Annotated in this window: 25 protein-coding genes; 10 read left to right on the top strand and 15 right to left on the bottom strand. The window is 74.3% G+C overall.

Features of this window, described 5'->3' with window-relative positions; all coding sequences use genetic code 11:
- Positions 1–109: 109 nt before the first annotated feature.
- Positions 110–1,078 carry a D-2-hydroxyacid dehydrogenase family protein gene (locus ACFWPI_RS22685; RefSeq protein ID WP_363373224.1) on the bottom strand — a complete coding sequence of 323 codons (969 nt, stop codon included), beginning with the start codon at positions 1,076–1,078 and terminating at the stop codon, positions 110–112.
- Between the two features lie 108 nt (positions 1,079–1,186).
- Entirely contained in the window at positions 1,187–1,921 is a 735-nt protein-coding gene (locus tag ACFWPI_RS22680; protein ID WP_380371448.1) for a rhomboid family intramembrane serine protease, read from the bottom strand.
- 260 nt (positions 1,922–2,181) lie between these two features.
- Here ACFWPI_RS22680 and ACFWPI_RS22675 point away from each other — a divergent pair, with 260 nt between their 5' ends.
- The 4 genes from ACFWPI_RS22675 (at position 2,182) to ACFWPI_RS22660 (ending at position 5,771) form a co-directional block, all read left to right on the top strand.
- Positions 2,182–3,105, top strand: a complete 924-nt coding sequence (locus ACFWPI_RS22675) for an aldo/keto reductase (protein WP_380371450.1) — start codon at positions 2,182–2,184, stop codon at positions 3,103–3,105.
- 191 nt (positions 3,106–3,296) lie between these two features.
- Positions 3,297–3,890 (top strand): TetR/AcrR family transcriptional regulator, encoded by a 594-nt coding sequence (locus tag ACFWPI_RS22670; protein WP_380371452.1) that lies wholly within the window; start codon positions 3,297–3,299, stop codon positions 3,888–3,890.
- A gap of 165 nt (positions 3,891–4,055) precedes the next feature.
- On the top strand, positions 4,056–5,192 hold the full coding sequence (locus ACFWPI_RS22665; RefSeq protein ID WP_380371454.1) for an SDR family oxidoreductase: 1,137 nt from the start codon (positions 4,056–4,058) through the stop codon (positions 5,190–5,192).
- 105 nt (positions 5,193–5,297) lie between these two features.
- A complete protein-coding gene (locus ACFWPI_RS22660; protein ID WP_380371456.1) occupies positions 5,298–5,771 on the top strand; it encodes a MarR family winged helix-turn-helix transcriptional regulator in 474 nt (157 codons plus the stop codon).
- 43 nt (positions 5,772–5,814) lie between these two features.
- On the opposite strand, the gene ACFWPI_RS22655 is transcribed toward ACFWPI_RS22660, so the two are convergent.
- From ACFWPI_RS22655 to ACFWPI_RS22645, 3 genes are read right to left on the bottom strand one after another with little or no spacing between them, the layout of a single operon-like run.
- Entirely contained in the window at positions 5,815–6,528 is a 714-nt protein-coding gene (locus ACFWPI_RS22655; protein WP_380371459.1) for a class I SAM-dependent methyltransferase, read from the bottom strand.
- Positions 6,525–7,031: a hypothetical protein gene (locus tag ACFWPI_RS22650; protein ID WP_380371461.1), complete on the bottom strand. Its 507-nt coding sequence runs from the start codon at positions 7,029–7,031 to the stop codon at positions 6,525–6,527. The genes ACFWPI_RS22655 and ACFWPI_RS22650 overlap by 4 nt, the downstream gene beginning before the upstream one ends.
- A gap of 25 nt (positions 7,032–7,056) precedes the next feature.
- Positions 7,057–7,287: a hypothetical protein gene (locus tag ACFWPI_RS22645; RefSeq protein ID WP_063350865.1), complete on the bottom strand. Its 231-nt coding sequence runs from the start codon at positions 7,285–7,287 to the stop codon at positions 7,057–7,059.
- A gap of 144 nt (positions 7,288–7,431) precedes the next feature.
- On the opposite strand from ACFWPI_RS22645, the gene ACFWPI_RS22640 reads away from it, so the two are divergent.
- Positions 7,432–8,064, top strand: a complete 633-nt coding sequence (locus ACFWPI_RS22640; RefSeq protein WP_380424994.1) for a hypothetical protein — start codon at positions 7,432–7,434, stop codon at positions 8,062–8,064.
- A 90-nt stretch (positions 8,065–8,154) separates the two neighbouring features.
- On the opposite strand, the gene ACFWPI_RS22635 is transcribed toward ACFWPI_RS22640, so the two are convergent.
- The 5 genes from ACFWPI_RS22635 to ACFWPI_RS22615 form a co-directional block, all read right to left on the bottom strand.
- A complete protein-coding gene (locus tag ACFWPI_RS22635; protein WP_159398315.1) occupies positions 8,155–10,302 on the bottom strand; it encodes an acyltransferase family protein in 2,148 nt (715 codons plus the stop codon).
- Between the two features lie 202 nt (positions 10,303–10,504).
- Positions 10,505–12,232 carry a glycosyltransferase family 2 protein gene (locus tag ACFWPI_RS22630; RefSeq protein ID WP_380371468.1) on the bottom strand — a complete coding sequence of 576 codons (1,728 nt, stop codon included), beginning with the start codon at positions 12,230–12,232 and terminating at the stop codon, positions 10,505–10,507.
- A gap of 199 nt (positions 12,233–12,431) precedes the next feature.
- Positions 12,432–13,010, bottom strand: coding sequence for a GNAT family N-acetyltransferase (locus ACFWPI_RS22625; protein WP_380371471.1), 579 nt, complete (start codon positions 13,008–13,010; stop codon positions 12,432–12,434).
- A 234-nt stretch (positions 13,011–13,244) separates the two neighbouring features.
- On the bottom strand, positions 13,245–13,874 hold the full coding sequence (locus ACFWPI_RS22620; protein ID WP_380371473.1) for a maleylpyruvate isomerase N-terminal domain-containing protein: 630 nt from the start codon (positions 13,872–13,874) through the stop codon (positions 13,245–13,247).
- 65 nt (positions 13,875–13,939) lie between these two features.
- Positions 13,940–14,569 carry a TetR/AcrR family transcriptional regulator gene (locus tag ACFWPI_RS22615; protein ID WP_380371475.1) on the bottom strand — a complete coding sequence of 210 codons (630 nt, stop codon included), beginning with the start codon at positions 14,567–14,569 and terminating at the stop codon, positions 13,940–13,942.
- Positions 14,570–14,776: 207 nt separating this feature from the next.
- On the opposite strand from ACFWPI_RS22615, the gene ACFWPI_RS22610 reads away from it, so the two are divergent.
- The 3 genes from ACFWPI_RS22610 to ACFWPI_RS22600 all read left to right on the top strand — a co-directional run bounded on the left by ACFWPI_RS22610 (position 14,777) and on the right by ACFWPI_RS22600 (position 17,432).
- Positions 14,777–15,535, top strand: coding sequence for an SDR family oxidoreductase (locus tag ACFWPI_RS22610; RefSeq protein WP_380371478.1), 759 nt, complete (start codon positions 14,777–14,779; stop codon positions 15,533–15,535).
- 170 nt (positions 15,536–15,705) lie between these two features.
- A complete protein-coding gene (locus ACFWPI_RS22605) occupies positions 15,706–16,464 on the top strand; it encodes an SDR family oxidoreductase (protein ID WP_380371597.1) in 759 nt (252 codons plus the stop codon).
- Positions 16,461–17,432: an NADPH:quinone oxidoreductase family protein gene (locus ACFWPI_RS22600; protein ID WP_380371481.1), complete on the top strand. Its 972-nt coding sequence runs from the start codon at positions 16,461–16,463 to the stop codon at positions 17,430–17,432. Before ACFWPI_RS22605 ends, ACFWPI_RS22600 begins: the two co-directional genes overlap by 4 nt.
- A gap of 186 nt (positions 17,433–17,618) precedes the next feature.
- Here the strand turns inward: ACFWPI_RS22600 and ACFWPI_RS22595 are convergent, their stop codons facing one another.
- The 4 genes from ACFWPI_RS22595 to ACFWPI_RS22580 all read right to left on the bottom strand — a co-directional run bounded on the left by ACFWPI_RS22595 (position 17,619) and on the right by ACFWPI_RS22580 (position 22,576).
- Positions 17,619–18,773, bottom strand: coding sequence for a hypothetical protein (locus ACFWPI_RS22595; RefSeq protein WP_380371483.1), 1,155 nt, complete (start codon positions 18,771–18,773; stop codon positions 17,619–17,621).
- A gap of 107 nt (positions 18,774–18,880) precedes the next feature.
- A complete protein-coding gene (locus ACFWPI_RS22590) occupies positions 18,881–20,170 on the bottom strand; it encodes an alpha/beta hydrolase family protein (protein WP_380371486.1) in 1,290 nt (429 codons plus the stop codon).
- A 153-nt stretch (positions 20,171–20,323) separates the two neighbouring features.
- Positions 20,324–21,535 carry an acyl-CoA dehydrogenase family protein gene (locus ACFWPI_RS22585; protein ID WP_380371487.1) on the bottom strand — a complete coding sequence of 404 codons (1,212 nt, stop codon included), beginning with the start codon at positions 21,533–21,535 and terminating at the stop codon, positions 20,324–20,326.
- Positions 21,536–21,538: 3 nt separating this feature from the next.
- On the bottom strand, positions 21,539–22,576 hold the full coding sequence (locus ACFWPI_RS22580; RefSeq protein ID WP_380371490.1) for a phosphotransferase family protein: 1,038 nt from the start codon (positions 22,574–22,576) through the stop codon (positions 21,539–21,541).
- Positions 22,577–22,808: 232 nt separating this feature from the next.
- Between ACFWPI_RS22580 and ACFWPI_RS22575 the strand changes: the two genes are divergently transcribed.
- Positions 22,809–23,648: an SAM-dependent methyltransferase gene (locus tag ACFWPI_RS22575; protein WP_380371492.1), complete on the top strand. Its 840-nt coding sequence runs from the start codon at positions 22,809–22,811 to the stop codon at positions 23,646–23,648.
- A gap of 876 nt (positions 23,649–24,524) precedes the next feature.
- Here the strand turns inward: ACFWPI_RS22575 and ACFWPI_RS22570 are convergent.
- Positions 24,525–24,725, bottom strand: a complete 201-nt coding sequence (locus ACFWPI_RS22570) for a hypothetical protein (protein ID WP_063352310.1) — start codon at positions 24,723–24,725, stop codon at positions 24,525–24,527.
- On the opposite strand from ACFWPI_RS22570, the gene ACFWPI_RS22565 reads away from it, so the two are divergent.
- The gene (locus tag ACFWPI_RS22565) at positions 24,724–25,638 is read left to right on the top strand and encodes a hypothetical protein (protein ID WP_380371495.1); all 915 of its coding nucleotides are present in this window, start codon (positions 24,724–24,726) and stop codon (positions 25,636–25,638) included. The two genes, ACFWPI_RS22570 and ACFWPI_RS22565, sit on opposite strands and share 2 nt — an antisense overlap.
- Positions 25,639–25,790 lie beyond the last annotated feature (152 nt).

The raw sequence follows: 25,790 nt of genomic DNA, 5'->3' as shown, positions 1-25,790 counted from the left end.
GCGGCCAGTATGCGGCCGGGCGGCGCCCGGCGGGCGGACGCCGCCACGAGGGCCGGCCCGGGCCCGGCCCATGGGTCAGCCCGGCCCGTGGGTCAGCCCAGGCCATGGGTCAGCCCAGGCGGCGGATCGGCTCGCCGGCCAGGTAGGCCGCGATGTCCTCGACCGCCTCGCCGTAGTAGCGGCGGTAGTTGTCGCGCGACACGTACCCCAGGTGCGGGGTGGCCAGCAGCCGGGGCGCGGTGCGCAGCGGGTGATCGGCGGGCAGCGGCTCGACGTCGAAGACGTCCACGGCGGCGCCCGCGATCCGGCCCCCGGTGAGCGCGGCCAGCAGCGCGTCCTGGTCGACGATCGCCGCCCGGGAGGTGTTCACCAGGTACGCCTCGGGCTTCATCAGGGCGAGTTCGGCCTCGCCCAGCAGTCCCCGGGTGCGCTCGCCCAGGGCGAGGTGGATCGAGACGAAGTCGGCGCCGCTCAACAGTTCCTCCTTGCCGGCGGCCCGGCGCACGCCGACCTCGGCGGCCCGCTCGTCCGTGAGGTTCTGGCTCCAGGCCAGCACGTCCATGCCGAAGGCCAGTCCGACCCGGGCGACCAGGCCGCCGATCTTCCCCAGGCCCAGCAGCCCGAGCACCCGCCCGTGCAGGTCGGCGCCGACGGTGCTCTGCCAGGGACCGCCCTCGCGCAGCGCCGTGCTCTCCGGCACGATGCCGCGGGCCAGGCCGAGCAGCAGCGCCCAGGTCAGCTCGACCGGCGGGGTGGAGGAGCTGGCCGTCCCGCAGACCGTCACGCCGTGCGCCTCGGCGGCCGCGTAGTCGATCACCGAGTTCCGCATGCCCGAGGCGACCAGCAGCCTGAGCCTCGGCAGCCGGGCGAACAGCGAGGCCGGGAACGGCACCCGCTCGCGCAGGGTCACGACGAAGTCGAAGTCGGCCAGGGCGGCGGCGAGTTCGTCCTCCGATCCGAAGTGCTCGGAGAAGGCGGTCACCGCCACCCGGTCGGAGACCGGGGACCAGTCGACGATGCTGGTGGCGACGCCTTGGAAGTCGTCGAGGACGGCGCAGCGAAGGGTCCGAAGTGTCATGCCCGCACTCTCCCAGACGCCGGTCGGCGCCCGGCGTGCCAGGCCTCGGTCCGAGCTGCGGGTCTGCGGGTCTGCGGGATCGGCCCCCGGGGGTGGACCGGCCCCCGGTCACGCCGCGGCGGGCTGCCCGGTCGGCCTGGTCCTCGTCCCGGTGGCGAGCACCAGACCGAGCAGGCAGCCCGCCACCAGGCCGGCGCCGTGGTTGTTCCGCAGCGCGCACAGGAACAGGCCGGCCGCGGGGATGAGCAGCAGGTACCAGGTGCCCTTGAACGTGAGGCCCAGGGCGCTCCCGCGAAGCAGGCAGGTGACGGCCAGGGCGCCGAGCAGGCCGCAGACGGCCACGGAGTCGCCGCCGCCGCGCGGTGACCAGCCGGCCAGGCTCACCACGTGGGCGAGGACGCCGCTGGCGAGGAAGACGGCCAGGGTCCGCCACCATCCGAGGACCGACTCGGCGACGGCGCCGACCACGAGCAGGGCCGGCAGGTTCATCGCGATCTGCGCGATCCCGGAGGACTGCACCAGCAGGGCCGTCCCGGCCCGCCACCACTGCCCGTCGGACAGCGCACCCGGCTGCCGCATCAGATCGTCGACCAGGGTGGGCACGGCGTACTGGAGCACGGCCATCACCGCCATCAGCGCGAACAGTGTGAGGGTGACCCGGGGCCGCCGCGCCAGGGCGGCCCGGACCACGGCGAGCACCTCGCCCGGCCCGGCGCCCGCCGGAGCGCCCGCCGGAGCGCCGGCTCCCGGGCCGGCGGCGGAGCCGGCCAGCGCCAGCGCCTGAAGTCCCACGCTGACCACCACGGCAGCGCTCGCGTACAACCCGATCTCGTGCGGCGACATCGCCGACCCCCCGTTCACCCGACCCCGGGCGCTCCCGCCCGTCGACGAGCCCCATCATCCCGGCCGGGCGGGGCCCCGGACCAGGGCGGGTGATCATGGAAACGGCATGACGGTTGTCACAGTCCCGACAGGTCCGCCGTCACGGCGCCCTCCCCCGTGGACAGCAGCCCGCCGTCACCTACGCCCCCGTGGATTCCGCGGGGATTCGTACATTCCCGAATCGCTGGCGGTCAGGGCAGGGCAGTGGCGATCATGACGGCATGACTTCTGGCACCACCCCCGCCCCCGCCGCCGTCACCGCCGCCGCCTCCGGCAGTTGGACGCTCGGCGACCGCACCGTCCACCGGATCGGCTTCGGCACCATGCGCCTGCCGCAGACCGGCCGGGCGCTCGTCCCCGACGCCGTACCGCGCGACCGCGAGCAGGCCGTCCGGGTGCTGCGGCGCGCCGTCGAACTGGGCGTCAACCACCTCGACACCGCCGCCTTCTACTTCTCCCCGCTGCGCTCCGCCAACGAGCTGATCAACCGGGCGCTCGCGCCGTACGCCGACGACCTGGTGATCGCCACCAAGGTCGGCCCGGGCCGCGGACTCGACGGCGAGTGGGTGGAGCACGCCCGCACCCCGGAGCGGCTGCGCGGCCAGGTCGAGCAGAACCTGCGCCAACTCGGCCGCGACCACCTCGACCTGGTGAACCTGCGGATCGTCGGCACCGACTCGATCGCCGAACGCTTCGGCGCCCTCGCCGAGTTGCGCCAGGCCGGGCTGATCCGCCACCTCGGCCTCTCCAACATCCACCCGCACCAGCTCGCCGAGGCGCAGGCCGTCGCGCCCGTCGTGTGCGTGCAGAACCCGTACGGCATCGGCGCCTCGCCCGAACAGGACGCCGTGCTGCGGCTCTGCGGCGAGCAGGGCATCGCCTTCGTCCCGTTCTACGCGATCGCCGGAGCCGGGCGGGAGTCCGGCACGGGCGGCGCCGAACCGGCCCAGGTCCGGGCGGTGGCGCAGGCGCGCGGGGTCGGCCCGGCCCAGGTCCGCCTCGCCTGGACGCTCCACCAGGGCCCGCACGTCCTGGCCATCCCCGGCACCGGCGACCTGGCGCACCTGGAGGACAACATCGCCGCCGGGGCCCTGCGCCTCTCCCCGGAAGAGTTGGCGCTGCTTCAGGAGGCGCACACGGGCTGACCCGGAACCGGGCAGGGCCGCGACGGCACCGCTCCGGGACGAGCTCAGGATCACCGGCGAGCACGAGAGCACGCACGCCGACACGAACGAGGGAGTCCCGGAGCGCTGCTCCACAACGACCTGCTTCCCGCCCGCGGCCCAGCGCTGAGGCCCGTCGACAGGAATATGCAGACCGGTCTATTGTTTTCCGCATGGGAGTCAAAGGTGAGGAGACCCGGGCCCGGCTGATCGCCGGTACCCGGACGCTGATCGAGGCACAGGGCTACTTCGGGACCGGCCTCAACCAGATCGTGGCCGCGACGGGCGCACCGCGCGGCTCGCTCTACTTCCACTTCCCCGAGGGCAAGGACCAACTGGTCGCCGCCTCCCTCGCCCAGGCCGGGCAGGAGGTCGAGGACCTGCTCGCCGCGCTGGCCGCCGAGGGCGCCGACAGCGGAGCGCTCACCGAGCGGCTCACCGAGGTCTTCGCCGAGCGACTGGCACGCTCCGACTACACCAAGGGCTGCCCGATCGCGATCGTCGCCCTGGAGGTCGCCGGCACCAACGAGCCGCTGCGCGCCGTCTGCGCGGAGGTGTACGAGAGCTGGCAGCGCGTGCTGGCCGGCCGGCTGGAGGCCGAGGGCTTCCAGCCGGCCGAGGCCGCGACGGCGGCCGGGCAGGCACTCGCGCTGATGGAGGGCGCGGTCCTGCTGGCGTCGGTCCGGCGCAGCCGCGAGCCGCTGGACCACGCGCTGCACGCCGTCCGCCACCTGCTCGGCGCCAAGCCGGCCGCCCGCACCCCGTAGGGCTTCGCGGAAGCGGAGCCGCCGCCGACCGGTGCGCGGCTCCGCCCCTCCTTCCGATTCCTTGTGCCCGAATTCTCCTGTGCCCGAGTTTTCTCGTGTCCGGGTTTTCTCGTGTCCGAAAAATATGCAGACCGGTCTACAGATTCCAGCTCCAGGAGTTGCCACATGCCGCCCCTCCCGCCACCGCCCCGCACCCTCGTCCTCGGCGCCACCGGCTTCCTCGGCCGCTGGCTCGTCCTCGAACTCCTCACCCGCGGCGAGCCCGTGGCCGCCGCCGTGCGCGGCGCCGGCCGTGACACCGAGCTGCGCCACTGGCTGCGCACCCACGGCGCCGACGACACCGCGCTGACCACCGTCGCCGCCGACCTCACCCGCCCCGGCCTCGGCCTCTCCCCCGAGGACGACGCCCGGCTCACCGAGGTCCGCGACGTCCACAACCTCGCCGCCCGCTACCAGTTCGGCCTCACCCGCGCCCAGGCCGAACCCGCCAACGTCCACGGCGCCCTGCACGCCCTCCACTGGTCCGCCACCCGGCCCCGGCTGCGCCGCCTGGTCCACCTCTCCGGCTACCGCGTCGGCCGCGACCCGCAGCCGCAGTACCCGCCCAGCCCCCGCGCCACCACCGCCGCCTACACACGCCTCGGCGCGTACGAGGCCTCCAAGCTGCTCGGCGACGCCGCCGTCCGGGTCACCGCGCCCCGACTCGGCGTCCCGCTCACCACCGTCAACCCCAGCAGCGTCATCGGCCACTCGCGGACCGGCGAGGCCGGCCAGTACCTGGGCCTGGCCCAGCTCGTCCGTCAGCTCCACCGCAGCCGCCTGCCGCTGCTGCCCGGCGCCCGCCGCACCTTCCTGCCCGTGGTCACCGTCGACCACCTGGCCCGCTTCCTCGCCGCCGTCCCCGCCCACGACAGCGCCGCCACCCCCACGCCCGACGGCTCCGCCACCCCCGACGCCACTCCCACCCCCGACGGCTCCGCCGTGGTGGCCCACACCGTCCTCGACCCCGCCACCCCCGTCCTCCCGGACCTGATCGCCCTGCTCGCCGCCCACCTCGGCGTCCGCCCGCCCCGCGGCCTGGCGCCCGTCGCCATCGTCCGCCGCCTCCCCCGCGCCCTCACCGGCGCCGACCCGGAGACCCTCGGCTTCCTCTCCGAGGACCGCTACGACACCACCTCCGCCGACCACCTCGCCACCGCCGCCGGCCTGGTCCACCCGCCCCTCGCCCCGGCCCTCCGGCACTGGGTCGACCGGCTGGTCGCCGAGGACTTCGGCGCCCCGCCCCGGTGCCCCCCCCGGTGAGCCCGGCACAGGACGCCGGGGCGGTTCAGCCGGCGGCGGCGAACGGTTCCCTCCACGCGGTTCCTCCACGGCAGGGATTGGCAACCCGGGTGTCATGATGGCGGGGTGACCGATACCGATGCCCCGCTCCCGCCCGACGTCCTCGCCCACCGGCTCATGGACGTGTTCGACCTGGTCGGCCCGCTGTACCGACGGGTGCTCCGCACTGTGGAACTCGCGGCTCCCATCGAGGGGCTGTCCGTCGGCGTGCGCGCCGTACTGCTCCTGCTCGCGGAACACGGGCCCATGACCGTCCCTCAGATGGGCCGCGCACAGGCACTGAGCAGGCAGTTCGTGCAACGCATGGTCAACGACGCGGCAGCCCTGGACCTGGTCGAGATCACCCCGAACCCCGCCCACCAGCGGTCCTCGCTGATCCGGCTGACCGGCCACGGCAGGGCCGCCGTCTCCGCGGCGAGCGCCCGCGAGCACGCCCTGCTCCGCCAGGTCGGCGGCGAGCTGACCGACGCCGACCTGACCGCCTGCGTGCACGTCCTCACGCAGATGCTCGAACTCTTCGACAACGTCGACGTGAACTGACCCCCGCACCGCGCGAGCGCGGCCCGGACGCGAGGAGGGCGACCTACCCGAAGACCAGGCTCGTCCAGCGGACGCCGGACCGGCCGTGCAGGTCGCCGCGTTCGGCGCGGTGGAGCAGCCGCAGGCCCTGGGCGGCAGCGAGCGCGACGGTCTCCTCGGGCGGGACGTCGAACATCCGACGGCCCGGCGGGACGGGGCCGTGGCGCAGGGTCAGGGCGAGGCGCCCGCCCGGGGCGAGCAGCCGGCCGAGGGCGGCCATCGCCAACGCCCGCTCGGCGGGGGCGAGATGCATCCAGACGGCGGTCAGCAGGACGAGGTCGAAGCGTTCGGTGCCGGCGCTCAGCTGCGGCAGCTCGGGCAGCTCGTCGGCGACCCAGCGCACACCGGAGCCCGCGTGCAACCGCTCGGCGACGGAACGGAGTTCGGCGGTCGGCTCGACGGCCACCACCGGATGGCCGAGGGCGGCGAGGGCGGCCGCGTCCCGCCCGGTGCCGGCGCCCACGTCGAGGACGGCGGCGGGCGGGGGCGGGTAGCTGTGCAGCAGGTCCGCGTGGACCTCGGCGAAGGTCACGCTCTCGTACTGGACGGCGAGCTCCTCCGCCGCCTCGGCGTAACCGGCAGTGCTCGAAAGCCCGTTCAGGCCTTCCGCCTCGTCCACCCCGTTCAACTCGTCCAACTCGTCCACCCCGTTCACGTCCTCCACCCCGTCCAACTCGTCCACCCCGTTCGTGTCCGCCGCCCCGGTCACCCCGATCATGCCTTCCGGTCCCGGACGACCACCGCATCACCGGCCGCCGCCGCGTCGGCGAAGAAGTCCCGCAGCTCCCGCAGGTCGGCGACCACCCGGGTCGCCCACGTCTCGGACCACGGCGTCGGGTACCCGAGGCGCGCGACCGTCCGGGCCAGCACGGTGTCCTGCTGGCGCACGAGTTCGCCGAGCGCCGAGTCGCGCAGGAAGGTGAAGGCGGCCGCGACCTGCGCGGGGCTCAGCACCAGCGGATCGGTCTGCGCGGCGTCGGGTTCGCGGCGCTCGCCGCCGTACACGGGCAGGCGGGCGGCCGGGTCGGGGTGCAGGCCGTTCTCGGTGAGGGCCAGTTCCATCAGCCGGGCGGTGCTCCGCACGCCGAGGAGGAGTCCGGCGGAGGCCAGCTGGCCGTAGCGGGCGTCCTGCCGGTCGGGGACGAGCTCGCCGAGTTCCGTCGGCGAGCAGGTGTCGACCTCCTGGCCGGGCAGGCGGCGCCAGAAATGATCCACGCTCACCCGGACAGCGTAACGAAAGCGCGGCTCACGCCTCGCCGGGGTGCCAGAGGGGCCACTCCCAGGGGCGATCCGCCCAGTGGACGCGGACCGGATCTCGCGGGTCGAGGTCCGGAAAGAGCTGGTGGATCCGGGGTTCGAACTCCTCGGGGGCGAGCGGCTCCCAGCCGTGGCCCTCGAAGTGGACCAGGCGGTAGCGGCTGTCGGTCCGGAAGTCGGCCACCTCGACCAGGTGCTTGGACGTGCTGTTGGTCTCCATGCCCCCCAGCATGTGGCGCGGCGGCAATCGGCGCCCCTCCAGACCCCTCTTCCGGGTCATGTCCCGGCGTCGGCGCGCTCGTTGAGCACGGGGAAGGCATGGCGGGGGATTCGACGGGGGGTTCGGCGCTGGAAGGACGACAAGATGACTGGGCAGTCCACCGGAGGACAGTGGCAGTGGCCGCAGGACGCTTGGCAGCCACCCCCGGCACCCACCGCGTTCGCGCCGGCCCCCGTTCGGCCGCCCGCACCGACGTCGCGGCGGTCGCGGAAGGTGTGGGCCGCCGCGACCGTCGGGACGGTCGCCGTCCTCGCCGCCGTCCTGGCGATGTGCGGGCCGGGGACGGGAGACGACCTGGACGTGGTGGCCCTGCCGCACACCTCCCCCTCCGCGTCCGACCCGGCGGCGCCGGACCCGCCCGCGTTCTCGCCGCTCCCCACCACACCCGCGCCGTCCCCGCTCCCGCCGCCCACGCCGGAGCGCGCCGGACCGGCCCCGGCCCTGGTCCCGGCCACGGCGGCGGCCGCGCCGAACGAGGACGAGCCGGCCGACGCCCAGCACGCGACGACCGCGCACCCGAAGCCCGGCCGCACCGCGCGCCCCTCGCCGTCGACCCACGGCGCCCCCGCCCCGGCCGCCGCCACCCCGGCGGCTCCGGCTACCGGCGTGGCGCTACCCACCCTCGGCCCGGGCGGCATCTGCGACCAGGCCGAACGCGTCGGCCGCTGGCCCGCGGGCTCGGAGCAGGCCCGCCTCTGCCACAGCATCTACGGCTGAGAAAACGCCTGCGCGGCCACACCCGCACCCGCACGACGAGGGCGCCCCGCCGGATCGATCCGGCGGGGCGCCCCAGGTGGCGGAGCCACGCTACCCGGCCGCCTCCAGGATTCCCTTGTCCAGGCGCGGCGCCAGGACGCGGGCCAGGGTGTCGGTGATGTGGCCGGTGTCGCGGTACAGCACCACGCCCTCCAGCACCGCCGGGCAGTCCGGTCCGCTGCCGGGGCACAGCAGCGGGCCCAGGTCGAGGGTGCGGACGCCGTAGCGGGCGGCGAGCCCGCCGTCGAGCATCGGGTCCGGCTCGAAGGCGGTGTCGCGCGGGAAGAAGCAGGCGTCCGAGCGGCCGTCGGAGGCGGCGAGGCAGGTCGGGATGTCCTTGCCGGGCATCGGGGTGTCGCCGAGGTAGGCGAGCGGGGCGCCGACGGCGGCGAGGCGGTCCAGGGTGCGGGTCCAGCCCTGGGTGCGTTCCTCCTGGCTGCCGTACCTGTTGAGGCCGGCCATCAGGACGAGGCGCGGCCTGGGCCCGGAGGTGAGCCGGGTGAGGGTGTTCTCGCGCCAGCGGTCGCACTCCTCGAAGGTGCGGCCGAGGACGTTGTTGCGCACGGTGAGGGTGGCGAGCGGGCAGCCGGGCTTGACCAGGACCTCCAGGGCCCAGTGCCGCTGCTCGGCCATCGCGAGTGCGGACGATATCCACTGGCCGGCGTGCGAGTCGCCGAGCAGCACGATCCGGTCGGGGCTGTCCTCGGCGCCGAACAGGCAGCGCGGGCTGCTGTCGGCGTTCAGCGGGATCTCGCAGCCCTTGCCGGGCGGGAAGTCCTCCCGGGCGCGGGCCAGCGAGGGGGTCAGGCCGAGCACCCGCGCACCGGGGGCGAGCAGGGTGGGGCCGGTCGGGGCCCCGGCCGGGGCGGCGGCGGGGGTGTCGGCGGTGCCGCCGAGGGCGCGGACCGTGCCGCCGCCGAGGGTGAGGGCGGCGATCAGCGGGATGACGAGGGCGCTGGCGCCGACCGCGAGGCCCCGGCGCGGCGCCGGGCTGCTGCCGTACCGCAGCGGCTGCTCGACGAGCCGCATGGTGAGCCAGGCGGGCAGCGCGCTGGCTGCGGCGAGGGCGGCCAGGGTGGTCCAGGGCAGGGCGCCGTAGCGGGCCTGGGCGATGGTCAGCACCGGCCAGTGCCAGAGGTACCAGGCGTACGACAGGCGACCGGCGGCGCGCAGCGGCCGGTTGTCGAGGAGGCGTCCGGCGTCGGTGGCGCCGAGCGCGCGGTGGGCGGGGCCGGCGAGCAGGACGGCGGCGGCGCCGAGGACGGGCACCAGCGCGGCGGTGCCGGGGAAGGGGGTGTTCCGGTCGTAGAGCAGGATCGATGCGAGGACGGCGGCGGCGCCGGCCCAGCCGAGCAGTCGCAGCGACCAGGCCGTCCCGCGCCGCTGCACACGGCCGGCCAGGGCGCCGCCGAGCAGCGCAGCGCACGCGCCGGCCGCGAACTCCCAGAGCCGGCTGCCGGTGGAGAAGTAGGCGAGCGGCGCCGAGGTCGCCGTCCACCGGACGCACAGCAGCAGCGAGACCGCGCCGATGGCCGTGGTGGCCAGGGTGATCGCGACGGTGCGGCGGCGGCCGTGCAGGAAGCGGGCGAGGCCGAGCAGCAGAACGCCCCACAGCAGGTAGAACTGGTTCTCCACGCCGAGCGACCAGAAGTGCTGGAGCGGGCTCGGGGCGTGTTCGGCGGCCAGGTAGTCGGTCTGCTGGCCGACGAAGCGCCAGTTGACGACCTGTCCGGCGGAGGCGATCAGGTCGCGGGCGAGGTCGGTGCCGCGCAGCGGGTCGAGCAGCGCGCCGCCGGCGACGGCGGTGGCGACCAGGACGGTGGCGGCGGCGGGCAGGATGCGGCGGGCGCGGCGGGCGGCGAAGTCCCACAGGCCGATCGGGCGGCCGAGCAGCAGTCCGGTGATGAGGAAGCCGGATATGACGAAGAAGACGTCGACGCCGACGTAGCCGCCGGCGAAGCCGGGAACGGCGGCGTGGTAGGCGAGGACGGAGAGGACGGCGACTCCGCGCAGGCCCTCGATGTCGGGGCGGAAGCCGGTACGCCGCTGGGCCTGCGGCGGTGCGACGGCTTCTGCGGAGGGGCGCCGCTCGGGCGCGGCCTGCCGGTCCATTCGGACGACGCCGGGCAGCAGTTCGGCCGAGGCGGTGGCGGCAGGGGAGGAAGGGGACGACGACGGTGGTGGTACGGCCGTTGACACGGCGGTGCTCCTCGCAGGGGCAGGCAGCGGGTGGTCGGGACCGCCGGGCCGATGGGGCGGCCGGGCGGCGCATCCGCGCCGGTGGGGCGACGCGCTGGGAAACGCGGTGGATCCGAACGAAGTTGATGGGTCGTCAGACATCGACTTTGACGTCAGGAATTGATGGAGCTCATGAAGTTGACGGAGCGGAGTTGACGGAGCGTCAGAAGATCAGCGGATCGGCCCAGCCGGAGGCCAGCAGTCCGCAGAGCAGCAGCACGGCGGTGACGGCGACGGCCTCCGCGTGGCCGAAGCCCAGGTCGGACCGGCGCCGCACGGGCGCGGCGACCTCTCCGACGGCGGCCCCGTTGCCACCGCGCAGGAGCGGCCACAGGGACCGGATCAGCGGGATCATGGTGTACGCGGTGAGCGCGAGCAGCGCGGTGAGCGCCCAGAAGGGCTGCCAGCCGTACAGCATGGCCGCGCGCACGAGTCCGGCGATGCCCGCGAGGACGACGAACCCCAGCCAGCCGACGCCGATCCGGGCGACCGCCTTGGCCAGTGAACTGCCGCCCGACACGGCGCCGGTGGGCACCCAGTCGGCACTGCGGCGGCGCAGCGCGTGCGCGATGGCGACCACGTGGCAGAGCCCGCCGAGGAGTTGGACCCGGGTGACCTCGAAGCGCCAGCGGGTGCGGGACATCGCGGGCAGCAGGACGAGCGAGACCCAGATCGGCGGCAGGAACGGCAGCACCTGCCACGGCTGGATCTCACCGGGGGCGAAGAACAGCATGATCAGGGCGGGCAGCGGGACGGCGAAGACGTTCACCGCGCTGGTGACGTAGCCGAGGATGCCGTTCCAGAAGCAGAGCCGGGCGGAGCGAGGGAGCGGTCCGCGGCGGAAGTCCGGGTCGCGGACGAGCGCCAGGGAGCCGAGGCACCAGCGGTACTGCTGGCTGATGAAGGCGGGCAGGCCGGTGGGCGACATGCCCTTGGCGACCAGGGCGGGCACGTACCGGGTGGTCCACCCGGCGCGGGCGAGCGAGAGGCCGGTGTAGAGGTCCTCGCTGTGGTCGATCTCGGCGAAGCCTCCGACGCGCATGAGTGCGGCGCGGCGGTAGAGGGCGTTGGTGCCGCAGCAGACGGTGCCGTCCTGCGCGTCCCGGGAGGGCTGGATCCAGCGGTAGAAGATCTCCTGGGTGGCTCCCGCGGCGCGTTCGAGCCAGGACATGTCGGCGTCCGTGTCGAAGCACTGCGGGCTCTGCACGATGCCGACCTCGGGGTTGTCGAGGTAGGGCACCAGGTGGTGCAGGAAGTCGGGGCGGGGGCAGAAGTCGGCGTCCAGGACGGCGACGATCTCGCCGTTGCCCTCGGCCAGGCCGTGGTTGAGGTTGCCGGCCTTCTTGAACCGGCCGCGGTCGGGGCGGGCCCGGTACTGGAAGCCGTAGGACTCGGCGAGTTCGCGCACCTCGGGGCGGGCGGCGTCGTCGAGGACGATGACGGTCAGCGCGCCGGCCCACTGGACGGCGACGGTGTGGCGGTAGGCGTTCTCCAGGACGGCCAGCGGCTCGCCGGCGGTCGGCAGCAGCAGGTCGACGCTCGGGTGGCGGGCGGGCTGCCAGGCGCGCATCAGCAGATCGTGCGAGTCGCGGGTGTAGCGGCGGGCGCGCTGGCCGTCGGTGAGCGAGAGCAGCCAGGTGGCCGCGTTGAGCACGGTGAGCACCAGGAAGGGCCAGAGCAGCGGCCGGCTGAGGGCGAACAGGCCGAGGGTGGCGGTGGCTCCCGCGTAGGAGAGGGTGGCGCAGAGCAGCACCCAGCGGCGCTGCGGGCCGAAGTACCAGTAGAGCTCCTCGTCGTCGGGCGGGCTGGGCAGGCGGAGGTCGGGGTCCGCGGGGATCCGGCGCGGGCCGGGGACGGGCGCGGGCATGGCGGTGCCATGGAGTACGGGCATGCGGAAGTGGCCCCCCTGGGCATGGGACGGAACGTGGCCGTTCGCCCTCAGCCTCTCACATTGGCCTAGACCAATCATGAACGAGGTATGACATCTCCGCATCGCCCCTGGTCAGTGACTTGACATGTCATCACGTACCGACGAACCGTCAAGCGATCATGGATTCGACCCCGAGCACCGCCGGCCCGCACCCCTGCGGTCAGGCCTCCCCCAGCGACTCCTTCAGCGCCTTCGTCAGCTTCTCGAACCGCAGATCGGGGCGCAGCGGGACGCCGAAACGCTCGTCGCCGTACGGGAACGGCGTGAAGACCCCGGTCCGGCGGAAGCCCCGCCGCTCGTACCAGGCGATCAGGTCGGCGCGCTGCTCGATCACGGTCATCTCCAGCTCGCCCACGCCCCACTCCTGGCCGGCCAGCCGCTCGGCCTCGGCGAGCACGGCCCGGCCGAGGCCGCCGCCCTGGAGCCCGGGACGCACCGAGAACATGCCGAAGTACGCGCGGTCCCCGCGGTGCTCCAGCTGGCAGCAGGCGACCAGCCGGCCGTCCCGCTCGGCGACCAGCAGCACCCCGTCGGAGCGACCGATGACCGCGGCGACGCCCTCGGCGTCGGTGCGCTGGCCCTCCAGCAGGTCCGCCTCGGTGGTCCAGCCGGCCCGGCTGGCGTCGCCGCGGTAGGCGGACTCGACCAGCTCGACCAGCGCCGGTACGTCGGCGAGCGTCGCGGGGCGGAAGGCGGGCTGCCCGGTGGGCCGGGCGTGGCTGGGGATGGTCTCGGACATGGCGGGTCCTCATTCTGCGTGCGGTGGAACCGCCCGCCGCTCGTGCCTGCGGCGTGGCGCGGGCCGTCCCTGGTGACCGGCCTGCGGGCATCGTGCCACAGCCCGCAAACCGGCCCCGAGCCGCAGGACCTGCGGCGACGGCCCCCGCGGGCCCGCCCGGCGGGAGCGCGGGCCCGGCCGCCGTCCACCCCGAGCCCGGCTCCGCCGTCGCGGCCTACGCGCCGCGCCCCGGTGTCAGCGGATGACGGGCAGGACCGCCGTGGTGTCGCGACCGGCTGCCGCCTCGATGAAGGCCACCGGGTCGGCGACCTCGGCGAGCAGGGTGCGGGTGAAGTGCAGGGCGCCGTCCGACGGCGGCGGGCCGCCGATCGTCGCGATCAGGTCGAGCAGGTGGACGGTCGCCTCCATCAGCGCCACCTCGCCGAGCGCGCCGACCGTCACCGAGCCGAGCAGCGGGTGGGCCACCGCGGCGGTGGGCGGCAGGTCGGCGATGCCGGCCAGGGCCGCCGGGCCCTCGGCCCCGAAGCGGGCGACCAGCTCGGCCGGTTCGGCTGCCGCGGCGGTCTGCTTCGCCGCCTCGGCGACCTGCTCGGCGGCGGTGTGCGCGATCCCGCCCGGCCGGTTGTAGGCCCGCAGGATGCCGACCCCGGTGGTCACCTCGGCCGGGCCGTCCACCAGGGCCCCGCGCAGCCCGGCGAACATCTCCGGCACCGGCGCCACGTGCGCGTACAGATCCCGGACGGTCCAGCCGGGCAGCCGGGTGGCGAGCCCCCACGACGCGTCGTCCAGGGCCGCGCCGCGTTCCGCCCAGGAGACCCAGGCTTCGGCCAACAGGGCGGGTACATCACCGATCTGACGTGTCATCGGTCCTCCTCGGAGCACATGGCAACTGAGTTGTCACCTTACCGGTCGCCGGGCGGACCGGCGGATCAGACCCGGGCGCCGAGCATCCGCAGCACCAACTCGCCGTAGCGTCGGCCGAGTTCATCCGGCGTCTCGGTGGATCGGTCGGTGAACCAGCGGGAGACGTCGATGCCCAGCGAGGTGACCGCACGGGCCGCCGTCCGGACTTCGGACACCTGGAAGGCGCCGGCCGCCACGCCCGCCTCGATCAGCGCGCTGACCTCGCGCTCGATGTCCAGCCGCAGCGCCGCGACCACCGCGTAGGCGTCCTCGGGCAGCGCGTGCAGCTCGTAGTTGACCACCCGGCCGACCGTGCGGGCCCGGGCGTGCCAGGTGGTGAACTCCTCGACCAGCCGGCGCATCCGGTCCACCGGGCCGCCCTCACCGGCCGCCGCCGCCCGGACCAGTTCCAGCGTGGCCGCGTGCCCGGCCTGGCTGATCTCGGCCAGCAGCGCGGCCTTGGACTGGTAGTGGATGTACAGCGCCGCCGGGCTCATCCCCGCGGCGGTGGCGATGTCCCGGGTGGTGGTGGCGTGGAAACCGCGCTCCGCGAAGGATTCGACGGCCGCCTGGAGCAGCCGGTACGCCGCCTCGGGGCGGGAGTCGGCGCCGCCGGGCAGGGTGCGCCAGAGGTCGGCGATGGGCGTGCTGGTCATGGCGCCATCCTCCCAGAGAACTCGTACACACATTCCCGCCGCCCGGTCGACGGACTGTTGACAGGCTCCCGCACCGACACCGTGCTGAGCAAGCGCTTAGTCAGCCGGTGGACCGGCACACCCGCCGACCGGGCATCCCCGCCGAACCGGCGTCTCCGACCACCCGGCACCCCCGTCGAACGTTCCGCGCGAAAGGCAGGACCCTCCGTGGCGTACTCCTTCAAGGGCCGGGTGGCCGTCGTCACCGGATCGAGCCGGGGCATCGGCCTCGGCATCGCACGCGAGCTGGTCGCCCGCGGCGCCAAGGTCTGCCTGACCGCCCGCAACCCCGAGCCGCTCGCCGAGGCCGTCCACGACCTGGGCGGGCCGGAGAACGCCATCGCCGTCGCCGGCAGGACCGACGACCCGGTCCACCAGGAGGAGGCCGTCACCAGCACCCTGGAGGCCTTCGGCCGGCTCGACCACCTGGTCAACAACACCGGCATCAACCCCCTCTACGGCCCGGTCCTCGACGCCGACGAGGCCGCCGCCGCCAAGATCCTCGCCGTCAACGTGCTGGCCCCGCTGGCCTGGACCCGCCGCGCGCACGCCGCCTGGATGGGCGAGCACGGCGGCTCGGTGGTCAACGTGGCCTCCGTCGCGGGCATCCGCTCCTCGCTCGGGATCGGCATGTACGGGGTCAGCAAGGCCGCGCTGATCCGGCTCACCACCGAACTCGCCGCCGAACTGGGCGGCCAGGGCATCCGGGTCAACGCCGTCGCCCCCGCCGTGGTCAAGACCAGGTTCGCCGAGGCCCTGTACGAGGGCCGGGAGGAGCAGGTCGCCGCCGCCTACCCGCTCGGCCGGCTCGGCGTGCCCGAGGACGTCGCGGGCGCGGTCGCCTTCCTGCTCTCCGCGGACGCCGCCTGGATCACCGGCCAGACCCTGGTCGTGGACGGCGGCGTCACCCTCGGCGGCGGCCTGTGAGCGGCACGGCGGACCACGACGCACCGGCAACGGACGCAGCGGACCAGGACGCACCGGCGACCGACGCAGCGGACCAGGACGCACCGGCGACCGACGCAGCGGACCAGGACGCACGGGCGACGGACACAGCGGACCAGGAGGCACCGGCGACGGACTTCGCCGGCCAGGGCGTGGTGGTGACCGGCGGCGGGCGCGGTATCGGCGCCGCCCTGGCCCGGGCCTTCGCCGCGGCCGGCGCCCGGGTGGTGGTCAACGACCTGGACGCCGAGGCCGCCCGCGCCGTCGCCAGGGACTGCGGCGGCACCGCCGCCCCCGGGGACGCCGCCTCCCCCGAGGGGCTGGCCGCCCTGGTCGGGCAGGCCCGGGCCGCGCTCGGCGAGATCGACGTGTGGTGCGCCAACGCGGGCGTCGCCCCGGTCGGCGGGGCCGACGCGCCCGCCGCGGCCTGGGCGAGTGCCTGGGAGGTCAACGTCCTCGCCCACGTCCGGGCCGCCGAACTGCTGCTCCCCCGCTGGCTGGAGCGCGGCGGGGGCCGCTTCCTCGCCACGGTCTCCGCCGCCGGGCTGCTCACCATGTTGGGATCGGCCCCGTACGCGGTCACCAAGCACGGCGCGCTCGCCTTCGCCGAGTGGCTCTCCGCGACGTACCGCCACCGCGGCGTCCGGGTGCACGCGCTCTGCCCGCAGGGCGTGCGCACCGACATGCTCGCCTCGACCGGCGCGGTCGGCGAGGCGCTGCTCGCACCCACCGCGCTGGACCCGGAGGACGTCGCCGAGGCGGCGCTGGCCGGGCTGCGCGAGGGCCGCTTCCTGATCCTGCCGCACCCCGAGGTCGCCGAGTACTACCGGGTCCGGGCCACCGAACCGGACCGCTGGATCAACGGGATGAACCGGCTCCAGCAGGGGCTGGAGAGGAGCGAGGCGCTGTGAGGGCCTGGCAGGTGGAACAGTTCGGCGAGCCGGGCGAGGTGATGCGGCTGGCCGACGACGTGGCGCGGCCGGTGGCCGGGCCGGGGCAGCTGCTGGTCCGGGTGCGGGCCGCGGCGGTCAACTTCCCGGACGCGCTGATGGTGCGCGGCCAGTACCAGGTCCGCCCGCCGCTGCCGTTCACGCCCGGCGTGGAGCTGTGCGGCGAGGTGGCGGACGGCGCGCGGCGGGGCGAGCGGCTGATCGGCAACCCGGTGCTGCCGCACGGCGCCTTCGCCGAGTACGCCCTGCTGGACGCGACGGCCGCCTTCCCCGCGCCCGGGGCGCTGGACGACGCCGAGGCGGCCGCGCTGCACATCGGCTACCAGACCGCGTGGTTCGCCCTGCACCGCCGGGCCCGGCTGGCGGCCGGCGAGACGCTGCTGGTGCACGCGGCGGCGGGCGGCGTGGGCAGCGCGGCGGTCCAGTTGGGCCGGGCCGCCGGGGCCCGGGTGGTCGCCGTGGTCGGCGGCCCCGCCAAGGCGCAGGCGGCCCGGGTGCTCGGCGCCGACCTGGTGGTGGACCGGACGGCCGGGGACTTCGTCGCCGCCGTCAAGGAGTTCACCGGCGGGCGCGGCGCGGACGTGGTCTTCGACCCGGTCGGCGGGGACGCCTACACCGGCTCCACCAAGTGCGTCGCCTTCGAGGGCCGGATCGTGGTGGTCGGCTTCGCCGCCGGCCGGATCCCTGCGCCGGCGCTCAACCACGCGCTGGTGAAGAACTACGCCATCCTCGGCCTGCACTGGGGCCTCTACAACACCCACGATCCGCAGGCCGTCCGCGCCGCCCACGGCGAGCTGACCCGGCTCGCCGACCGGGGCGCGGTCCGCCCGCTGGTGAGCGCCCGGGTGCCGCTCGCCGGGGCCGCCGACGCCGTCCGGCTCGTCGCCGCCGGGCGCAGCACCGGCCGGATCGCCGTCCTGGGGGACTGACGACCGGCGGCGGTTCAGGTGCTGCGGCGGGCGGGCTCGTGTTCCTGGGCCGGGCGGAGCCAAGGCCGGCAGGGCCCCCGGCCCTGCGCGGAACGCGCAGGGCGCCGTAGGTCCCTCGCCGTGCCGCCCTCCGTCCGTACTCGACAGGAGGGCGGCGCTCCCCCGGCGGACAGCGGGGGACTCCGGTCAGCGGGTGACGATCTGGAGGGCGGTGTCGCGGGTGGCGTTGCGCCAGCCGAACGCGTAGACGGTGCTGCGGTCGGCGCTCACCGCCGTGTCGCTGACGCTGTCCAGGGTGAAGGGGACCGTCTCGGTCGGCACCGGAGCGTAGGTGGCGGTGTCGAAGGCCACCAGCGCGACCGCCCGCGGATCGCGGTCATACCGAACGGTGCGCAGACGGGTCCCGTCCGGGCTGACGGAGACACCGGTGAGTCCGGCGGAGGCGACCGGCGCGAGCGTGACGGGTGCCTGCGCGGCGTCGGTGGCGGGGTCGACGGGGAAGACCTGGTTGGCGGCGCTGTCGGCGACGGCGAACAGGTGGGTGCCGTCGGGGGTGAACGCCGCCTGACGGATCGCCTGCCGGAGGTTCGACACCGAGCCGACCACGGTCGGCGCGGCCCCGGGGGCGCCCGAGGTGTCGAGGTGCACCAGCCCGGACCCGGCGGCGACGTAGGCGTCACGACCGCCGGGCCGCAGGGCGATCGACTGCGCGTAAAACCCGGGCAGCGCGACCTCGCCGGTGAACGCGTTCTGCGCGGTCGAGAAGGTCAGCACTCGTCCGGGAGTCTCGGCGGGCACCCCGGGCGGGGGGATCGGCGGCACGTTGTAGCCCGTCGCGCCGGCCTGGGTGACGTAGACCGTCGCGCCGTCGGCGCTGAGCGCGATGTCGTGCGTACGGCCGGTGGACCAGGCGGCGGGCTTGTTCTGCGGCGGCAGCGGTGCGGCGGCGAGGAGGGTGCCGGTCGTGGTGTCGACCACGTTCATGACGAGACCGCTCACGACGTACACGCGCCTGCCGTCAGGGCTGATCACGGTCTGGTGGTAGTCGCTCTCGGCGTTGGCCAGCGGGATCTGCGCGGTGACGGTGTCCGTCCCGGTGTCGACGGTCTTGAGCGCGCCGTCGGCCGTGACGTAGATCTTGTCCCCGGCCGGGCTGACCGCCATCCCGGAGACCAGGGTCCCGACCGGGACGGTGACCACCCCCGCCACTACCACTGCCCCTGCCCCCGCCACTGCCGGCGCCCTGTCGTCGGCGACGGCGGTCCCGCCGCCAGAGGCCAGGAGCAGCACGCAGGCGGCCAGCGATGCTCCACAACGTCCGTACACGGCAAGTGAGTTCATGGCGTTCCTCTCCAACTCGGGCTGATGCCGGACAGGTTATTGCGGCAGCTTGAGGGAGGGTGCGAGTTTCCCGACTGTTCGTCTTCGCTCCCCGGCGGTCAGTACGCCTAACGCTCGTACACCATCTCCGGGAAGCGCGCCGAGGGCCCGTCCAGCAGGTGGTCGTCGTGTCCGCGCAGCCAGCGGTCGAGGAAGGACGCGACGTAGGAGCGGGTGGCGAGCACCGCCCGGTCGGGGCGGATGTCGCCGACGTCGGCGCTCAGCCGCTCCGGGGTGATCGCGCCCTGCCGGGCGAGCTGGGGCAGCAGGGACTGCGCGTCGGTGTAGGAGCCGTGCCGGGAGCCGTTCAGCGTGACGTCGGCGTGCCAGCCGGTGCTGTGCTGCCAGAGGGCGTCCCAGCCGGGCTGCCGGTGGTAGTCCCCGGAGTCCTCGTTGCGGGTGCCCATCAGCAGGAACGGGCGGTCCAGGCCGTCCTGGGCGACGCTGGGCAGGTCCACCCCGGTGTGGCCGTCCGGCCCGGGGAAGTGCAGTTGGCCGTCCAGGTTGACGCCGGCCGCGATGCGCGGGTCGTCGTGCATGGCCTGGAGGGCGGTGAAGCCGCCCGCCGAGTGGCCGACCATGCCGATCCGGTCGAGGTCCAGCGAGGCGGCGAGGCCGGCCGGCAGCCGTGGGTCCAGGCGCAGGCCGCCGAGTTCGTCCAGTACGAAGCGGGTGTCGTCCACCCTGGTCTGCATCGACTTGCGCAGCACCGCGCCGATGTCCAGGCCGGGCTGTCCGACCAGCGCGGGGAACACGGAGGTGGCCAGGTTCCCGTCGGGGAAGGCGACTTCGGAGGCCTCGTAGGTGTGGTCCAGCGTCACCACGACGTAGCCGCGCGAGGCCAGGTCCTCGACCAGGCCCGTGCCCCAGGTGCGCGGGTCGCCGAGGCCGGCCGAGTACAGCACCACCGGGCGCGGGCCGCCGGGCAGGGCGGGGGCGTCCGGCCGGGCGTGGGTGCGGATGCCGGCCCAGTCGGTGCGGCCGGGTGTGGCGCCGTGGTTCGCCTGGCCGATGCTGCCCTCGGTGCCGAAGTGTTCGCCGGCGGCGGGGTCCATGTAGCGGGCGCGGTCGGCGCCGGTGGCCGGGCGGGCGGTCGGGTACCAGAGGCTGATCATCAGCTCGCGGCGCTGCCCGGGCTTCCAGGGGTCCTCCCGCCCGGTGTCGGTCAGGTGCAGCGTGGTGGTGCCGATCGGGTACGGCCCGGTGGGCTCCGGCAGCCAGGCCCGGGCCTGGCGCTCGCCACCGCCGTCCGCCCCGGGCGCCGGTGCTGCCGCCACCGCCCCGGGGGCGCCGGCCACTCCGAGCACCGCCGTCGCCGCCAGAAGTACCGCCGCCACGGCCCGTCCCCGCCCGCCCATGATGTCTCTCCTCGTCCCCGTTGATCTGCCAGCCCGCCAGGCTGCTGATCTGCTGATCTGCTGGCCTGCTGATCAGGACAGTACGGGCGGGGGCGGACCGCAGCCGTCATACCCAGGAGCCAACCTGCCCCTGAGTACTCCGGTATGACACCCCTACGGGTGCCGCCGCAGCTCGCGCCGGGCCAGCGAGCGCTTGTGCACCTCGTCCGGTCCGTCGGCCAGCCGCAGGGTGCGGTTGCCGGCCCAGAGCTGCGCGAGCGGGGTGTCCTGGCTGACACCCGCGGCGCCGTGCGCCTGGACGGCCTTGTCGAGGATCCATTCGACGGTGCGCGGGGTGGCGATCTTGATCGCCTGGATCTCGGTGTGCGCGCCCCGGTTGCCGACGGTGTCCATCAGCCAGGCGGTCTTGAGCACCAGCAGCCGCAACTGCTCGATCCTGACCCGGGATTCGGCGATCCAGTCCTGCACCACGCCCTGCTCGGCGAGCGGCCGGCCGAAGGCGACCCGCCCGTTAACCCGGCGGCACATCAGCTCCAGGGCGCGCTCGGCGATGCCGATCGCGCGCATGCAGTGGTGGATCCGGCCGGGGCCGAGCCGGGCCTGCGCGATGGCGAAGCCCGCGCCCTCCTCCCCGATCAGGTTCCCGACCGGGACGCGGACGTCCTCGAACAGCACCTCGGCGTGGCCGCCGTGGTCCGCGTCGTCGTAGCCGAAGACCGTCATGCCGCGCCTGACGGTGACGCCGGGGGTGTCGCGCGGGACGAGCACCATGCTCTGCTGGCGGTGCGGTTCGGCGGCCGGGTCGGTCTTGCCCATCACGATGAGGATCCGGCACTGCGGGTTCATCGCCCCGGTGATGTACCACTTGCGGCCGTTGACGACGTACTCGTCGCCGTCGCGCTCGATCCGGGTGGCGATGTTGGTGGCGTCCGAGGAGGCGACCTCGGGCTCGGTCATCGCGAAGGCGGAGCGGATCTCGGCGTCCAGCAGCGGGCGCAGCCAGCGCTCGTGCTGCTCGGCGGTGCCGAACTGGGAGAGCAGTTCCATGTTGCCGGTGTCGGGGGCCGCGCAGTTGAGCGCTGGCGGGGCCAAGTGCGGGCTGCGGCCGGTGATTTCGGCGAGCGGGGCGTACTGGAGGTTGGTCAGGCCGGCGCCGCGCTCCCCGGGGAGGAAGAGGTTCCACAGGCCCTGTTTGCGTGCCTCGGCCTGGAGTTCGGCGACCACGGGCGGGATGCTCCAGGCCTCGCGGGCCGGGTCGGCGAGCTGCCGCGCGAGGGCCGCCTCCGCCGGGTGCACGTGCTGGTCCATGAAGGCCAGCAGCTGCTCGCGGAGTTCGTTGGTGCGGGCGTCGTAGGCGAAGTCCATCGGTCAGTGCTCCTTGAGGGTGCTCAGGCCGTACCGGGCGAGGATCGGGGCCATCTCGCCGGCCCGCTCGAAGCCCGCGCCGAGCGTGCGGCCCTGCTGGTAGCGGTAGTGGATGCCCTCGGCGACGACGGCGAGTTTGAAGGAGGCGAAGGCGACGTACCAGTCCAGGTCGGCGGCCTGCCGGCCGGTCAACTCGGCGTAGTACGCGACGAGTTCGTCCGGCTTCGGAAAGCCGGGGGCGGTCGCGGCGGAGGGGATGATGCCGCCGCCGACGCCGGCGACCTCGGTGTACATCACCAGCAGGCCGACATCGGTGAGCGGGTCGCCGAGGGTGGACATCTCCCAGTCCAGCACGGCGGTGATCGCGTCGCCGTCGCCGACCAGCACGTTGTCCAGCCGGTAGTCGCCGTGCACCAGGGCGGGCGCCGGGGAGATCGGCCGCCGCTCGGCGAGCAGGGCGTGCAGCCGCTCCACCTCGGGCAGTTCACGGCTGCGGGAATTCGCCAACTGGGTGGACCAGCGGCGCAGTTGGCGCTCCAGGTAGCCGTCGGGGCGGCCGAAGTCCGCGAGGCCGACGTCGGCCGGGTCGATCCGGTGCAGGGCGGCGAGGGTGTCGACCAGCCGCCGCCCGAGCGCGTGGACGCGCTGCTCGCCGAGGGCGGCGATCGGGGCGAGGGCCCGGTGCGCGACGCCGGGGACGAACTCCATCAGGTACCAGGGGGCGCCGAGCACGTCCGTGCCGGGATCGAGCAGCAGGGTACGCGGGACGGGCACGTCGGTGTCGCGCAGGGCGGTCATGACGCGGTACTCGCGGCCCATGTCGTGCGCGGTGGCCAGGACGTGCCCGAGCGGCGGGCGGCGCAGCACCCAGCGGTCGGTGCCGCCGGTGCCGTCGGTGAGGACGTACGTGAGGTTGGAGCGGCCCCCCTCGACGAGGTCGGCCCGCAGCGGGCCCTGGACGAGGCCGGGCAGCTCCCGGTCCAGGTGGGCGCGGAGGCGGGCCAGGTCCAGCCCGGGCGGCTCGGCGGGGGTCTCGGGCATCGGGCGGCTCCTCGGGGTCCTCGGGGGTGTGGCCTCGTTGACTAAGCGCTTGCTTAGCATTCAGCCGGACGCCGCCCGCTGTCAATGCCACCCGCAGGCAACGAGCCCTGGAAAGCGCCCTGTCGGAGTTCACCTACCTCCCGGTTGGCCGGTTTCCCGCCTGGCAGGGCGGCGGGAGGTCGGGTGTGCTGGTAGGTGGACCACGACCGGGACGACAGGGCGAGGAGAAACCATGCCTCACGGCAGCGCAGCGAGCTCCGAGGAAGCGACCCGCAGCTACTACGGCACCGCAGACGTCGACGCGTTCTACGACGCGGTGTGGGGCGGCGAGAACATCCACACCGGGATCTACGCCCGGGCGGACGCATCCGTCGCGGACGCCTCTCGTCACACCGTCGAACAGGCCGCGGACAAGGTCGGCGACCTGGTCCGCGCGGGCAGCTCGGTACTGGACCTCGGTTCCGGCTACGGCGGCCCGACCCGCTACCTCGCCGAACGCTTCGGATGCCGAGTCATCGCCCTCAACCTCAGCGACACCCAGAACCAGCGCCACCGCGCCACGAACGCCGAGCGCGGCCTCGACCACCTCATCGAGGTCGTCACCGGGTCCTTCCACGACATCCCCTACCCCGACCGCAGCTTCGACGTCGTCTGGTCCCAGGAAGCCTTCTGCCACAGCGGCGACCGCCCCCGCCTGCTCAGCGAAGCCGTCCGCGTCCTCAAGCCGGAGGGGGCCCTGGTCTTCACCGACGTGATGGCCGCCGAAGACACCCCCGCCGCCGCCCTGCGCGCCGCCGTCTCCCGACTGGGCGTGGACGCCCTGGCCACGCCGCACTTCTACCGCCGCGCACTCGCCGGCCTGGGGCTCTCCCACACCGACTTCGACGACCGCAGCGACCAACTGCTCAGCCACTACGAGCACATCACGGAGGAGACGCGCCGGCGCGAACAGGAACTGCGCCGCATCATCAGCCCCGCCTACGTCGACAGCCTGCTGGCCAATCTGCCCCTGTGGGTGGCTGCCGCCCGCCGCGAGGAACTACGTTGGGGCATCTTCCACTGCCGCGCCTGACGAGGGACGAACCCTGACGTCCGCGTAGGCGGTGACGCACTCGGCCATGCAACGAGCCCCCGACCCCAAGGCGGTTTCTAGGGCTCATCAGGCTTCCGGGTCCATTTCTGACGATGCGTCACATCGCTGATCGCGCGCACACCAGGTGCGGGTGGTGATGGCGGATCGGGCAGCCGGGGCGTGGCGGCCCGTCACCGTCCACACACGTTCGCGTGCGCGTCACTACCGGGGGAGGCTGTTCGTACCATCGGCTCACTCGGCCCTCGGCTCGGGCCGGACACCTGTTGTGCTCCAGCGGCCCGTGCGGTCGCGGACCGAGAGGGGCTGCGGTGAGCAGCCCGCGACGCCGGGCGGCGTCCGGTCCCGCGGCGAGCGTGGAGGCCATCCGGCCGATCGTCCGGATGTGGGGAACCGCCTGCCCGTGCGTCCGTCAACATCACCCGCAGCCGCCTCGGACGCCTCACCCGCCAAGGCTTCCTCGCTCAACCCGGACGAGGCCGCTACCGGAAACGGACTTAACGTCCACTCACACCATCAGCGTCCACCGGTTCTGTATCTCTGTATTGTTCTCGCCCCTTGCGCCACCCGGGTGAACCCACTGGGCGCTGCGACCCGTGTGCCCCAAGTGACAGCTGGTGCCACTGATGGCACTCGCGCCTTCTTGGGGAGGGAAGTTGATGAAACGTCATGGTCGGCGCCTGGTCGCCCTGGCCGCATCGATGGCGGCCGCGGTCTCGCTCGTCGTCGCTTCGGGTGGCATGTCGGCGGCTCAGTCGGGCACCGGGGCAGCGGGTCTGCCGGGGATCGGGGGCCGGGAACGGCGGTGAGCGCCGCGGACCGGCAGGACCTGTCGGTGAAGGCCGAGCCGGGTGGGGTTCAGTGCACGGAGGTGGCCGTGGGGTCGGCGCCTGGGAAGGCGGGTGCGGCGGCCGAGTGCGTGCAGGTCACCGACGGCCCGGCGGGTCGTAGGAGTGTTTCCGAGGCCGTCAGCAGCACGCAGGACGGTGCCGGGGCGTGCTCGATCGGCAGCGCGGGGTACTGGTCGTACGAGCGGTTCGGGTCGTGCCTGAAGGACATGACCACGACCTACACGCTGCGCGACGACAAGGGCACCGCCATCGGTTCGGCCCAGCTCAAGATCAACCTGAGCATGTCGCTGAGCGCCACGAGCTCGATGTGGACCGAACTGGTGACGGTCACCATGGTGTCCTCGACCAGCAACGTGCCGAGCCTCAACATCGCGTTCGACGCCAGCTGTACGGCGCCCTGCCAGATGGGCGCGGCCAAGCCCTGGGCGGGCGCCCGTACGCTGACGCCCGGGACGTCGGCGCAGGGTACGGTCCTGTACTCGGACTCGCCCGCCGTCGGGGCTGTCGACTCCCTGGCGAACGAGTACCACATGTACGTCACGCAGGACAGCACCATCCCCCTGCAGCCGAACGTCAACTGGACCAATCCGCGCAAGGTCCGCTGCGACAACGCCGTCCACGAGCCGGGCAAGGGCTCGCCCGGATGCGTCTACGCCGACGTCCGGCCCGACCTGTCCTACTCCCTGACGGACTACGGTGCGGCGGCCGCGACCTACGCCTTCGCACTGAACTACCTGCCCAACATGCCCACGCAGTTCACGCGACTGAAGGGCGACAGCGAGCCGAACCGCAAGCGCACCTGCGGCGCGCAGAGCACGGTGCCGTTCGCCCAGCTGGACCCGGTCGCGTTCCCGGAGGACAGCTGCGACGAGTTCCCCTTCGCCGGGACGTACCAGGGCGGCACGAACGGCGGGCTGTGCGCCGAGATCGTCCCCCAATTCACCAACGGCAACTGGACGTTCCGTGAGACGACCGGACACCCGGTCACGTACAAGGAGTCGTGCGTGCGGGGCCACGTCCCGCTCCCGGTCAACAAGGCGGCCGGCGGGAAGTACGGCAGCTTCGTCCAGACGCAGCGCCTGATCGACACCGAGGCGTTCACCGTCTCCTGGACGACCTGACGTCCACGGGTCCCGGCCCGAACGACACCGTGGCCGCGCCCCGGGGGGCCGGCCCCCCCCCGCGGGCGCGGGCCCCCCCCCACACACCGCCCCCCCGACAGGGTTAACCGGCCCGTACCCCCCAGGGACCCCCGGGGGCGCCCGGACACAAC

Origin of the sequence: Kitasatospora sp. NPDC058492 (genome assembly GCF_042720685.1) — a bacterium.
In the GTDB taxonomy this organism is placed as follows: Bacteria; Actinomycetota; Actinomycetes; order Streptomycetales; family Streptomycetaceae; genus Kitasatospora.
This window is presented reverse-complemented; position numbering and strand designations above follow the sequence as displayed.